The sequence below is a fragment of the Streptomyces sp. Edi4 genome (assembly GCF_040253615.1).
Classification (GTDB): domain Bacteria; phylum Actinomycetota; class Actinomycetes; order Streptomycetales; family Streptomycetaceae; genus Streptomyces.
Genome location: NZ_JBEJGY010000004.1, coordinates 4,941,419 through 4,954,617, shown reverse-complemented (window position 1 = coordinate 4,954,617; position 13,199 = coordinate 4,941,419). Strand labels below are relative to the sequence as shown.

11 protein-coding genes and 1 tRNA gene are annotated in these 13,199 nt (G+C 67.9%); 2 read left to right on the top strand and 10 right to left on the bottom strand.

The features are described 5' to 3' along the window. Window positions 1–51: 51 nt before the first annotated feature. The 9 genes from rpoB to ABR738_RS24480 form a co-directional block, all read right to left on the bottom strand. Window positions 52–3,537, bottom strand: coding sequence for a DNA-directed RNA polymerase subunit beta (gene rpoB, locus ABR738_RS24520; protein ID WP_350232127.1), 3,486 nt, complete (start codon window positions 3,535–3,537; stop codon window positions 52–54). Between the two features lie 611 nt (window positions 3,538–4,148). After that, a complete protein-coding gene (gene rplL, locus ABR738_RS24515; RefSeq protein ID WP_350232126.1) occupies window positions 4,149–4,532 on the bottom strand; it encodes a 50S ribosomal protein L7/L12 in 384 nt (127 codons plus the stop codon). Window positions 4,533–4,645: 113 nt separating this feature from the next. Next, complete coding sequence (rplJ, locus tag ABR738_RS24510; RefSeq protein ID WP_053731188.1) at window positions 4,646–5,176, bottom strand: 50S ribosomal protein L10; 531 nt, start codon at window positions 5,174–5,176, stop codon at window positions 4,646–4,648. 300 nt (window positions 5,177–5,476) lie between these two features. After that, window positions 5,477–6,421, bottom strand: coding sequence for an SCO4651 family lipoprotein (locus tag ABR738_RS24505; protein WP_350232125.1), 945 nt, complete (start codon window positions 6,419–6,421; stop codon window positions 5,477–5,479). Between the two features lie 176 nt (window positions 6,422–6,597). Further along, window positions 6,598–7,320 (bottom strand): 50S ribosomal protein L1, encoded by a 723-nt coding sequence (rplA, locus tag ABR738_RS24500; protein WP_350232124.1) that lies wholly within the window; start codon window positions 7,318–7,320, stop codon window positions 6,598–6,600. A gap of 89 nt (window positions 7,321–7,409) precedes the next feature. After that, window positions 7,410–7,844, bottom strand: coding sequence for a 50S ribosomal protein L11 (gene rplK / locus ABR738_RS24495; protein ID WP_267055802.1), 435 nt, complete (start codon window positions 7,842–7,844; stop codon window positions 7,410–7,412). 192 nt (window positions 7,845–8,036) lie between these two features. Next, window positions 8,037–8,987, bottom strand: coding sequence for a transcription termination/antitermination protein NusG (nusG, locus tag ABR738_RS24490; protein ID WP_350232123.1), 951 nt, complete (start codon window positions 8,985–8,987; stop codon window positions 8,037–8,039). Between the two features lie 75 nt (window positions 8,988–9,062). Beyond that, entirely contained in the window at window positions 9,063–9,359 is a 297-nt protein-coding gene (gene secE / locus ABR738_RS24485) for a preprotein translocase subunit SecE (RefSeq protein ID WP_053731183.1), read from the bottom strand. A gap of 106 nt (window positions 9,360–9,465) precedes the next feature. Continuing rightward, window positions 9,466–9,538, bottom strand: a tRNA-Trp gene (locus ABR738_RS24480). Between the two features lie 215 nt (window positions 9,539–9,753). Here ABR738_RS24480 and ABR738_RS24475 point away from each other — a divergent pair. Together ABR738_RS24475 and ABR738_RS24470 are read left to right on the top strand one after the other, a co-directional pair. Beyond that, a complete protein-coding gene (locus ABR738_RS24475) occupies window positions 9,754–10,992 on the top strand; it encodes a pyridoxal phosphate-dependent aminotransferase (RefSeq protein ID WP_350232122.1) in 1,239 nt (412 codons plus the stop codon). A 124-nt stretch (window positions 10,993–11,116) separates the two neighbouring features. After that, window positions 11,117–12,136: an adenosine deaminase gene (locus ABR738_RS24470; RefSeq protein WP_350232121.1), complete on the top strand. Its 1,020-nt coding sequence runs from the start codon at window positions 11,117–11,119 to the stop codon at window positions 12,134–12,136. A gap of 361 nt (window positions 12,137–12,497) precedes the next feature. Here ABR738_RS24470 and ABR738_RS24465 read toward each other — a convergent pair whose 3' ends face one another. Then, complete coding sequence (locus tag ABR738_RS24465) at window positions 12,498–13,139, bottom strand: TetR/AcrR family transcriptional regulator (RefSeq protein WP_350232120.1); 642 nt, start codon at window positions 13,137–13,139, stop codon at window positions 12,498–12,500. Between the last annotated feature and the right edge of the window lie 60 nt (window positions 13,140–13,199).

Here is a 13,199-nt window from a genome sequence, read left to right as displayed (position 1 = left end):
AGGGGGGTCCCGGGGAAGACGGGGGCTCTTAGCGAGCCCCCGTCAGACCCGTCAGACCTCTTCGACGCTGCTCGGCTCGCGCCGGGACAGGTCGATACCGAGCTCCTCCGCAGCGCGGAAGACGTCCTCGTCCGTGTCGCGCATCTCGATGGACATGCCGTCCGAGGACAGCACCTCCACGTTGAGGCAGAGCGACTGCATTTCCTTGATGAGCACCTTGAAGGACTCGGGAATGCCGGGCTCAGGGATGTTCTCGCCCTTGACGATGGCCTCGTAGACCTTCACACGGCCGGTCACGTCGTCGGACTTGATGGTCAGCAGCTCCTGGAGTGCGTACGCGGCGCCGTATGCCTCCAGCGCCCACACCTCCATCTCACCGAAGCGCTGGCCACCGAACTGGGCCTTACCACCCAGCGGCTGCTGGGTGATCATCGAGTACGGACCGGTCGAGCGAGCGTGCAGCTTGTCGTCGACCAGGTGGTGCAGCTTCAGGATGTACATGTACCCGACCGAGATCGGGTCCGGGAACGGCTCGCCGGAGCGGCCGTCGAACAGGTTGGCCTTGCCCGAGGGCTGGACCAGACGGTCGCCGTCGCGGTTGGGGATCGTGGCCTCGAAAAGACCGGTGATCTCGTCCTCGCGGGCGCCGTCGAAGACCGGGGTGGCGACGTTGGTGCCGGCGGCGACCTGGTCGGCGCCGATCGCCTGGAGTCGCTGAGCCCAGTCGTCGGCGAGACCGGAGACGTCCCAGCCACGGCTGGCGAGCCAGCCGAGGTGGATCTCCAGGACCTGTCCCGGGTTCATTCGGGACGGGACGCCGAGCGGGTTGAGGATGATGTCGACCGGAGTGCCGTCCTCGAGGAACGGCATGTCCTCGATCGGAAGGATCTTCGAGATGACACCCTTGTTGCCGTGACGGCCGGCGAGCTTGTCGCCGTCCGTGATCTTGCGCTTCTGCGCCACGTAGACGCGAACCAGCTGGTTCACACCCGGCGGCAGCTCGTCGCCCTCTTCACGGTCGAAGACGCGGACGCCGATGACCTTGCCGATCTCGCCGTGCGGCACCTTCAGCGAGGTGTCACGCACCTCACGGGCCTTCTCACCGAAGATCGCGCGCAGCAGGCGCTCCTCCGGCGTCAGCTCGGTCTCACCCTTGGGCGTGACCTTGCCGACGAGGATGTCGCCGGCGACGACCTCGGCACCGATACGGATGATGCCGCGCTCGTCGAGGTCGGCGAGGACCTCCTCGGAGACGTTCGGGATGTCCCGGGTGATCTCCTCCGGGCCGAGCTTGGTGTCACGGGCGTCGACCTCGTGCTCCTCGATGTGGATCGAGGAGAGGACGTCGTCCTGCACGAGGCGCTGCGACAGGATGATCGCGTCCTCGTAGTTGTGACCCTCCCAGGGCATGAACGCCACGAGCAGGTTCTTGCCCAGCGCCATCTCACCCTCGCGGGTGGCGGGACCGTCGGCCAGGACCTGGCCCTCGATCACGCGGGCGCCCTCGTCCACGACAACCTTCTGGTTGACCGAGGTGCCCTGGTTGGAGCGGGCGAACTTGGCGATCCGGTACGTGGTGTACGTGCCGTCGTCGTTGGCGACGGTGATGTAGTCCGCGGAGACCTCCTGGACGACACCCGCCTTCTCCGCCTTGATGACGTCACCGGCGTCGACCGCGCAGCGGTACTCCATGCCGGTGCCGACGAGCGGCGCCTCGGACGTGATCAGCGGCACGGCCTGACGCATCATGTTCGCGCCCATGAGGGCACGGTTGGCGTCGTCGTGCTCGAGGAAGGGGATCATGGCCGTCGCGACCGACACCATCTGGCGCGGCGAGACGTCCATGTAGTCGACCTCGGTGCCCGGCACGTAGTCGACCTCGCCGCCACGACGGCGGACCAGGACGCGCGGCTCGGTGAACCGCATGTCGTCGCTCAGCGCGGCGTTGGCCTGCGCGATGACGAAGCGGTCCTCCTCGTCGGCGGTGACGTAGTCGACCTCGTCGGTGACCTGGCCGTCGACGACCTTGCGGTACGGCGTCTCGATGAAGCCGAACGCGTTGACGCGGCCGTACGAGGCGAGCGAACCGATCAGACCGATGTTCGGGCCTTCAGGGGTCTCGATCGGGCACATGCGGCCGTAGTGCGAGGGGTGCACGTCACGGACCTCGAAGCCGGCCCGCTCACGGGAGAGACCACCCGGGCCGAGCGCCGACAGGCGGCGCTTGTGGGTGAGACCCGACAGCGGGTTGTTCTGGTCCATGAACTGCGAAAGCTGCGAGGTGCCGAAGAATTCCTTGATCGACGCCACGACCGGGCGAATGTTGATCAGGGTCTGCGGCGTGATCGCCTCGACGTCCTGGGTCGTCATGCGCTCGCGCACGACGCGCTCCATACGAGCCAGACCCGTGCGGACCTGGTTCTGGATGAGCTCGCCGACGTTACGCAGACGACGGTTGCCGAAGTGGTCGATGTCGTCGGTCTCGACGACGATGTTCCGGCCCGACTCGCCGACCGTCTCGGTCTCACCGGCGTGCAGCTTGACCAGGTACTTGATGGTCGCGATGACGTCGTCGGTGGTGAGCACGCCGGCGTCCAGCGGCTCGTCCGCGCCGAGCTTCTTGTTCACCTTGTAGCGGCCGACCTTGGCGAGGTCGTAGCGCTTGGGGTTGAAGTAGAGGTTCTCGAGCAGCGTCTGAGCGGCCTCGCGCGTCGGCGGCTCGCCCGGGCGCAGCTTGCGGTAGATGTCGAGCAGCGCGTCGTCCTGGCCCTGGGTGTGGTCCTTCTCCAGGGTGGCGCGCATCGACTCGTACTCGCCGAACTCCTCGAGGATCTGCTCGGTCGTCCAACCGAGAGCCTTGAGCAGGACGGTGACGGACTGCTTGCGCTTGCGGTCGATGCGGACACCGACCATGTCGCGCTTGTCGATCTCCATCTCGAGCCAGGCACCCCGGGACGGGATGATCTTGGCCGTGAAGATGTCCTTGTCGGACGTCTTGTCGATGTTGGAGTCGAAGTAGACACCCGGCGAGCGGACCAGCTGCGACACGACGACACGCTCGGTGCCGTTGATGACGAAGGTGCCCTTGTTGGTCATGAGCGGGAAGTCGCCCATGAAGACCGTCTGGGACTTGATCTCGCCGGTCTCGTTGTTGGTGAACTCCGCGGTGACGAAGAGCGGGGCCGCGAACGTGAAGTCGCGCTCCTTGCACTCGTCGATCGAGTTCTTCGGCGGCTCGAAGCGGTGGTCGCGGAAGGTCAGGGACATCGACCCGGAGAAGTCCTCGATCGGGGAGATCTCTTCGAAGATCTCCTCCAGACCGGACTTGGTGGGGACGTCCTGCCCGCTCTCGAGAGCGGCCTCGACGCGAGACTTCCAAGCGGCATTGCCGAGCAGCCAGTCAAAGCTCTCGGTCTGCAGCGCAAGAAGGTTCGGAACCTCGAGGGGTTCCTTGATCTTTGCAAAGGAGATGCGCAGCGGGGCGGTGCTGGCGCCGTTGTTCGTATTGGCGGTCGAGGCGTTGCGCGAGGCGGCCAAGAGGGGGTCCTTCCGAGGGCTCGGACTCACTACGCGCGTACCGGTCCCACGTGGGCACAGGGAGAGACGTTTCTGATTCGGCCGGAAAGGCCAGGTCAGATCGGTTCAATCCAAGGTGCTCAAGCGAGGGCATGCCCCTGGTGACGGGCAGGGGACAGCTAACAGGCAGCGCAAAGGGTCAGTGTAGCCACTCGGCTCACTGATGTCCAGGGCGGATTCTTCGACACCCGCGTTGCTCTTCTCAAGTACCTCGGTACCTCGGTCGGCCGTGCGCCGCGCAGACGCAGATTAGTACTGCCCTCTTCGCCGTCGATCCATGCCTCGGATGCGGATCGTTGTGACGACGCGTCCTGAGAATTGCGCGCTGCGTGCGGTTCGTCAAGACCCCTCCGCTCCCCGGAGATGCCGCGGGAGCCGTCGCGGAGCCTGCGCCTGCGTCTCGCCGAGCAGACGGCGAAGATCACCATACTCCCCGAGGAGGCCCGTGCAAGGCACGCGTCGCGGGTACGCCGAAGGGCGACCACCCGGATGGGTGATCGCCCTTGGCGGTGCCCAGCGGCGCGCGAGCGCGCCTGCCGGGCGGGTGCGGGACCTTGCGGACCCGCGAGGTGTTACTTGACCTCGACGGAGGCGCCGGCACCCTTGAGGGACTCGGCGGCCTTCTCCGCGGCCTCCTTGGCGACCTTCTCGAGGACGGGCTTCGGGGCGCCGTCGACGAGGTCCTTGGCCTCCTTCAGACCCAGGGAGGTCAGCTCGCGCACGACCTTGATGACCTGGATCTTCTTCTCGCCGGCACCGGTGAGGATGACGTCGAACTCGTCCTGCTCCTCAGCGGCCTCGACCGGGGCGCCCGGGCCCGCGGGGCCGGCGACGGCGACGGCCGCGGCGGCGGTGACGTCGAACTTCTCCTCGAAGGCCTTCACGAACTCGGAGAGCTCGATGAGGGTCATCTCCTCGAACTGGGCGAGCAGGTCTTCCTGGCTGAGCTTCGCCATGATGGGCGATCCTTCCACTAATTCGGCGGGTGCCGGATGTACATGTAGGCGGGCGTACGTTCGGCCCGCTGCGACCGCGTCCCTAAAGGGGCACGATCAATGCGCGAGCCGAATTACTCGGCACCGCCCTGCTCGGCGAGCTTGACGCGAAGCGCTTCCGCGGTGCGGACGAACTTCGACGGCAGCGCCTGGAGGAGCGAGGCAGTCTGCGACTGCTTGCCCTTGAACGCGCCGGCCAGCTTGCTGAGCAGAACCTCGCGGGACTCGAGGTCCGCAAGCTTCTTGATCTCATCGGCGGACAGCGCCTTGCCATCAAGGACACCGCCCTTGATGATCAGGTTCGGGTTCTCCTTGGCGAAGTCACGAAGACCCTTCGCCGACTCCACCGGGTCACCGGTGATGAAGGCAACCGCCGTCGGACCATTGAACTGGTCGTCCAGCGAAGTGATCCCGGCCTCGTTGGCCGCAATCTTGGTCAGCGTGTTCTTCACCACGGCGTACTGGGCGTTCTCACCGAGCGAACGACGCAGCGTCTTGAGCTGCGCCACGGTGAGACCCCGGTACTCGGTCAGCACGGCGGCGTTCGAGCTGCGGAACTGGTCCGCGAGCTCGGCTACCGCGGCAGCCTTGTCGGGCCTTGCCATAGAGCGTCGGCCTCCTTCCGGGTGATGAGGACCGCTCAGAAGGGGCTGAACAAAACGAAACGCCCCGGCGCAGGCGCACGGGGCGTAGCTCAACCAGCTGCACTCAGAAGAGAGACATCCGGGAACTTTCCACGGTCACCTGCGCGGGTCGTCCGCATCCAGCGGATCCTTCGGCCACCGCACCCTCGAATGAAGGCACGGCAACGACCAGCGGTCTTTGGCTTCTGGGAAAGCGTACGTTACGTCGTCCGTGTCAGGCAAATCCGCCCGAACGGCGCCGATGGGTCGCCAGCGGGTCCGTCAGGCGCTCTGGCCCGCGCCCGCGCCGCCCCCGGCGCCCTTCATCATGTCGGCGAAGTCGAACGTCTCGTCGGCCGACGGGGCGCTGACCGCGACCTTGGCGCCGTAGTCCGAGTAGTGCGCGCTCATGGTCATCTTCCCCTGGGGCATGGCGAAACCGACGTTCGTCTGCACCGGGTAGCCGTCCTTGTTGATCCAGAGCTCGGTGTCGTAGCCCGTGATGCCGGCCTTCTTCGTGGTGTCGATGAGCTTCTGGCGGTCCTGGGCGGACATGCCGTCGAGCGCCTGGTTGCTGGCGGCCATCTCGTCGATGCTCAGGGTGCCCTTGTAGTGCTCGGCCGGGGCGCCGTCGATCTGCTCGGTACCGAGATGCTTCACGTTCGGCGAGTCCGTCAGGATCGCGAGCTGCTGGGCCGGGTCCTGCTTCGGGGCGCCACCACTCAGCGACGGAACGGACGAACCGGCGGCGCCGGCGATGGCGCCGAGGTCCATCTTCATCCAGTGCTTGCCGTCCATGTCCTTGGCCGCCGCAGCACCCATGTCCATGTACATGACGTTGTCGAGCTGGACCATCCGGATCTGCTTCGGCGCGTCCTTGCCGGCCTGCGCGAAGGCCGAACCACTCATCGTCATGTCCAGCGCCGCCGGGTCCCACGACTGGACGCCGGTCATCTCCATGTCGCCGCCGGCTCCACCGGGGACGCCCGTGGCCGCACCCGGGATCGACATCTTGATGGTGACCTTGGCCGACTTGGCCGCCGACGTCCTCTTGTACGCCGCCTGAAGCGCCGCCCGCGCGTCCTTGGGGCTCGACTGCTGGGAGCCCTGCTTCGGCGCGTCGTCGGCCTTCTTGGACCCTCCCCCGCCCTGGCACGCGGTGGCCCCCGCCACCAGTGCCGCGACCGTCGCCAGGGATATACCGGCGCGCTTGACGGTCCTGCTCATGTGTCCCCACCCCTTGATCCATCCGATGAACTCTTCTGCCAACGTAACTCAGCCCACTGACAGACCGCTCACAAAAAACCGGCCCCCGCGCCTCTGACGAGGTGCGGGGGCCGGTCTCAGGACGGACGTACGTACGTCTCCGTACGCGAACCCGCGACTGCCGGTGATCCGTGGGATCAGACGGCGGCCGGGTCCTCCTCGACGAGGAGGTTGCGGGTGCGGTTCTGGTCCAGGGTGATACCGGGGCCCATCGTGGTGGTGATGGTCGCCTTCTTGATGTACCGGCCCTTGGCGGCGGACGGCTTCAGACGGAGGATCTCCTCCAGAGCCGCACCGTAGTTCTCCACCAGCTTGGTGTCGTCGAAGGACACCTTGCCGATGATGAAGTGCAGGTTCGAGTGCTTGTCGACGCGGAACTCGATCTTGCCGCCCTTGATGTCCTCGACCGCCTTGGCGACGTCGGGGGTGACCGTACCGGTCTTCGGGTTCGGCATCAGGCCACGGGGACCGAGCACGCGGCCGAGGCGGCCGACCTTGCCCATGAGGTCCGGGGTGGCGACGACGGCGTCGAAGTCCAGACGGCCCTTCGAAACCTCGTCGATGAGCTCGTCGGAGCCGACGATGTCGGCGCCCGCGGCAAGCGCGGCCTCGGCACGGTCGCCGGTCGCGAAGACCAGGACCCGGGCGGTCTTACCGGTGCCGTGCGGGAGGTTCACGGTGCCACGGACCATCTGGTCGGCCTTGCGCGGGTCGACACCCAGGCGGAAGGCGACCTCGACGGTGGCGTCGAACTTGGTCGTGGAGGTCTCCTTGGCGAGACGGACCGCCTCGAGCGGCGCGTACAGCTTCTCCGCGTCGATCTTGGCGTCCGCAGCGCGGAGAGTCTTGCTGCGCTTCACTTCTGCTCCTGTAAGTGTTCAGGCATGGAGTCGTGGTGCGGGCCAGCGCTTGGCCCTACCACTGGAGGTCAGACGGGGGTGAGCTGAGATCAGCCCTCGACCGTGATGCCCATGGAACGGGCGGTGCCAGCGATGATCTTCGACGCGGCGTCGAGGTCGTTGGCGTTCAGGTCGGCGAGCTTCGTCGTGGCGATCTCGCGCACCTGAGCCTGGGTGATCTTCGCGACCTTGGTCTTGTGGGGCTCGCCGGAGCCCTTCTCGACACCAGCGGCCTTGAGGATCATCTTCGCGGCCGGCGGCGTCTTGGTGATGAAGGTGAAGGAGCGGTCTTCGTAGACCGTGATCTCCACCGGGATCACCCAGCCACGCTGCGACTCGGTCGCGGCGTTGTAGGCCTTGCAGAACTCCATGATGTTGACGCCGTGCTGGCCGAGCGCGGGGCCGACCGGCGGAGCCGGGTTCGCCGCACCGGCGTTGATCTGGAGCTTGATAAGCCCCGTGACCTTCTTCTTCTTGGGAGGCATTGCTCTCTCCGGGTCCTAGTGAGAGTGAACCGCCTGCATCCGATCAACCGGATGGAGGCATACCGCACAACGATAACGGGTATAGCTGCGCGGCTAAAAACCGAGCAGGTCAGAGGGGCTGCGAGAGCCCTTCTGACCTGCTCGGAAGTGCGGGTTCCAGAAGCCGGTGCCCGAAGGCGTCGCCCGGAGGCGTCAGTTCTTCTGGATCTGGTCGAAGCTGAGTTCGACCGGGGTCTCGCGGCCGAAGATCTCGACGAGACCCTTGACCTTCTTCGAGTCGGCGTTGATCTCGTTGATGGTCGCCTGGAGCGTCGCGAAGGGGCCGTCGGTGACGGTGACCGAGTCGCCCACCTCGAAGTCCAGGACCTGGACCTCGACCTTGCGCTGCGGAGCCGGCTTGCCCTCGGCCTCGGCTGCCTCGCGGGCGGCCTTCTCCTCGGCCTCGGGGGCGAGCATCTTGACGATCTCGTCCAGGGTCAGCGGATACGGGTCGTAGGCGTTGCCCACGAAGCCGGTGACACCCGGGGTGTTGCGGACGACGCCCCAGGACTCGTTCGTCAGATCCATGCGGACGAGAACGTAACCGGGCAGCTTGTTCTGCCGGACGTTCTTGCGCTCGCCGTTCTTGATCTGGACGATCTCCTCTTCGGGGACCTCGGCCTGGTAGATGAACTCCTCGACGTTCAGCGAGACGGCACGCTGTTCGAGGTTGGCCTTCACACGCTTCTCGTAACCGGCGTACGTGTGGATGACGTACCACTCGCCGGGCAGGAAGCGGAGCTCCTGGCGCAGGGCCTCGACCGGGTCGACCGGGGCGGCGGGCTCCGCCGGCTCCTCGGCCTCGTCGGCGGCGGACTCGTCCTCGTCGGCGGACTCCTCGTCCGACTCGGCGGCCTCGTCCTCGTCCTCGTCGGAGTCGGCGGCGGCGCTCGCCTCGACGGCCTCGGCGTCGTTGGCCTCGGCGTCGGTGTCGTCGGCCTCGGCGTCGTCGGACTCGACGTGCAGGGCAGCCTCTTCGGCCGCTTCGCCCGCAGCGGCGTCGGCAGCCTCGGCCTCGTCCTCGTCGGCCGCCTCGACGATGTCGAGCTCGTCCTCGACGGACTCGACCGACTCGATGGCGTCGTTCAGGTTCGGGTCAGACACGGTGGCTGCTTCTTCCTGGCTACAGATGGCGGTGGAACATGCGAAAGGGGCGCCAAAAGGGGCGCCCTTCGCGGATCAGCCGAAGACGTACTTGACTACCTGCGAGAAGCCGGAGTCAATCAACGTCACGATGCCAATCATGATGACGACGAACACGATCACCACGGAGGTGTACGTCGTCAGCTGGCTGCGTGTCGGCCAGACAACTTTACGGAGTTCGGCGACGACCTGCCGGTAGAAGAGCGCGAGACGGCCCAGAGGGCCCTTCTTTCCGCGCTTACCGCCCTTGCGGGCCTTCTTCTTCGAATCCTTGGACTCCGCTGCCTCGTCCTGGGCATCAGGCATGTCGATGGAGCCCACGGCGTCCGTCACGCTACTCACCTGATTCCGGGTCATGGCCGTGCCGCGCCCGGTGGAGCCGCACGGCGGTGCATTGAAGTACGTACATGCGCACACAACCTGGCGAAGGTGTGTGTAGCAGGGCCGGAGGGACTTGAACCCCCAACCGCTGGTTTTGGAGACCAGTGCTCTACCAATTGAGCTACGACCCTTTGTGGTTCCCCCAACCTACCGCATGTGGTGGTGTGGTCGGTGAGGGCCAACAGGCAGTGAGTGTACGTGGTCGGCGGCCCGGCGTCGAACAGCTTCCCCGCGAACGCCGTCGGCCCGCCGCCGTCGGACGCCGCCGTCGGACGCCTGTCCACATGCTGACCGGTCCGTGAAACGCGCGTGCTCCCCTCGGGGCGGGTCTGGGACCATGGCCGGTATGAGCGCTGCAACTCCCCCGCCTTCCTCCCCCACCGAGCGCCGGGTCTCCGCGCGCGTCGGCGCCATCTCCGAGTCCGCGACCCTCGCCGTCGACGCCAAGGCCAAGGCCCTCAAGGCCGCCGGGCGTCCGGTGATCGGCTTCGGCGCAGGTGAGCCCGACTTCCCGACGCCCGACTACATCGTCGACGCCGCCGTCGAGGCCTGCCGCAACCCGAAGTACCACCGGTACACCCCGGCCGGCGGGCTGCCCGAGCTCAAGGCGGCGATCGCCGCCAAGACGCTGCGCGACTCGGGCTACGAGGTCGACGCCTCGCAGGTCCTGGTGACCAACGGCGGCAAGCAGGCGATCTACGAGGCGTTCGCGGCGATCCTCGACCCGGGCGACGAGGTCATCGTGCCGGCCCCGTACTGGACGACCTACCCCGAGTCGATCCGCCTGGCGGGCGGTGTCCCGGTGGAGGTCGTGGCCGACGAGACGACCGGGTACCGGGTGTCGGTGGAGCAGCTGGAGGCGGCCCGCACCGAGCGCACGAAGGTCGTGCTGTTCGTCTCCCCCTCCAACCCCACGGGCGCGGTCTACAGCGAGTCCGAGGCCGAGGCGATCGGACGCTGGGCCGTCGAGCACGGCCTGTGGGTCATGTCCGACGAGATCTACGAGCACCTGGTCTACGGCAGCGCCACGTTCACCTCGCTGCCCGCGATCCTGCCCGAGCTGCGCGACCGGTGCGTCGTCGTCAACGGCGTCGCCAAGACCTACGCGATGACCGGCTGGCGGGTCGGGTGGATCATCGGCCCGAAGGACGTCGTGAAGGCGGCCACCAACCTCCAGTCGCACGCCACGTCCAACGTGAGCAATGTGGCGCAGGTCGCCGCGCTCGCCGCCGTCACCGGGAACCTGGACGCGGTCGCGAAGATGCGCGAGGCGTTCGACCGGCGGCGCCAGACGATGGTGCGCATGCTGAGCGAGATCGACGGCGTCGTCTGCCCGACGCCGGAGGGCGCGTTCTACGCCTATCCGTCGGTGAAGGGCCTGCTCGGCAAGGAGATCCGCGGCAAGCGCCCGGCGACCTCCGCGGAGCTCGCGGCGCTCATCCTGGACGAGGCCGAGGTCGCGGTCGTCCCCGGCGAGGCCTTCGGCACCCCGGGCTACCTGCGGCTCTCGTACGCGCTCGGCGACGAGGACCTGGTCGAGGGGGTCTCGCGGATCCAGAAGCTGCTGGCGGAGGCCAAGGACTGAGGTCCGCTCCGCTCCGGGGCCTCACCTACGGGAATCGTAGGTGAGGCCCCGTTTTTGTGTACGAGCGAGACCACCTTCAGGGAAAGGCCTACCGGTGCGGTGGGGCGTGCGGCAGGATCTTGGGATGGAGCACGTTCGCGACGTACGAGATCTGCCGAAGGCCCATCTGCATCTGCACTTCACGGGGTCGATGCGGCCCGCCACCCTGCTCGAGCTCGCCGACAAGTACGGCGTGCGGCTGCCCGACGCGCTGACCGGCGCGGAGCCGCCGAAGCTGCGGGCCACCGACGAGCGCGGCTGGTTCCGCTTCCAGCGCCTGTACGACGCGGCCCGGTCGTGTCTGCGCTCGCCCGAGGACATTCAGCGCCTGGTGCGCGAGGCCGCCGAGGAGGACGTCAAGGACGGTTCCGGCTGGCTGGAGATCCAGGTGGACCCCACCTCGTACGCTCCGCTGCTCGGCGGGCTCATCCCGGCCCTGGAGATCATCCTGGACGCGGTCGACGCGGCGTCGCGCGAGACCGGGCTCGGCATGCGGGTCGTGGTCGCGGCGAACCGTATGAAGCACCCCCTGGACGCGCGCACCCTGGCCCGGCTCGCGGTCCGCTACGCCGATCGCGGGGTGGTCGGATTCGGCCTGTCCAACGATGAACGCCGGGGCATGGCAAGGGACTTCGACCGTGCCTTCGCCATCGCGCGCGAGGGCGGGCTGCTCGCGGCTCCGCACGGGGGCGAGCTGTCCGGGCCCTCGTCCGTGCGGGACTGCCTCGACGATCTGCGGGCGCGGCGCGTGGGGCACGGGGTGCGGGCGGCGGAGGATCCGCGTCTGCTGCGGCGCCTCGCCGACAAGGGTGTCACTTGTGAGGTGTGCCCCGCGTCCAACGTCGCCCTCGGTGTCTATGAGAAGCCCGAGGACGTGCCATTGCGGGTCCTGTTCGACGCCGGTGTGCCGATGGCGCTGGGTGCGGACGATCCTCTGCTCTTCGGTTCGCGCTTGGCGGCGCAGTACGAGATCGCGCGTCGCCACCACGGGTTCGACGACGTGGAGCTGGCGGAGTTGGCGCGGCAGTCGATTCGTGGGTCGGCCGCGCCTGGTGACGTCCAGGAGAAGCTTCTGGCCGGGGTCGATCAGTGGCTGTCGTCGTGACGCCGGGGTGGGGGTGGGCGCGGCCGGCCGGGCAGGCCGCGTAGACACCCTGGGCTGCGCCCAGACCCGGGGTACGCCCCACCCCGCCCCTTCCCGAAACCCTCCGGGGGTCGAAAAGAAACCCCGGGGCTCCGGACCCCGTTCGCGCCTGAAGGGCGCTCGTCCTCAAACGCCGGACAGGCTGGCAACGCCCCAGCACAACCACAGGGGCGCGGGGAACTGCGCGGGGGTGGGGCAGGGCTGTCGCACCGGCCGGCACCGGGCCCCCCAGGGGCGCGGGGAACCGCGCAACACCCCGGCCAAGCCTGCCGCACCGCCCGGCACCGGACACTCAGGGCGCGGGGAACTGCGCGGGGGTGGGTCAAGCGATGCCACGTATGACCGTCCGCGCGACGGACCGCGCGAATTCCTCCAGGCCGCGGGGGCCCGCCCCGGACGGGGTCATGTCGTACGCGAACGCCCGCTGCGCGCACGCGCCGAGCAGCAGGCACGCCGCCGCATACGTGTCCGCGTCCGCCCCGACCCGCCCCGCCCCCCGCTCCGCACGGAGATACGCGTCGACCCACTCGATCGGCATGTGCGGCCCCGCCCCCAGCTCCCGCAGCGCCTCGTCATGGCGGCGTTTGAGCTGGGGGTCCGCGTACAGGGACGCCGCGATCGGGAAGCTCTCCGCGTAGAACAGCGCGGCCTGCCGGGCGATCTCGGTCAGGTTCTCCTCCACTGTGCGCTCGCCGGGCGCCTCGGCCAGCCCCTCGATCAGCGGCCCGAGCCGGGGCAGCCGCTCCTTGAGGACCGCGACGAACAGGTCCTCCTTGCTCGCGAAGTGCTTGTAGAGCGCCGCCTCCGAACACCCCGCCGCCTTGGCGATCTCCTTCGTCGTGGCGCGGGCGAGCCCGATGGTGCGCATCAGCTCGTGCGCGGCGTCGACGATGCGGACGCGGGCGGGCGCGGGCGGGCGGGAGGACTGCGAAGGCGACGGCGACGGCGACGGCGACGACTGCATGGGCGCTCCATCGGGACTTGACGGGTGGGTGAGTACTTACTCACTCTAGGGGTGAGTAAG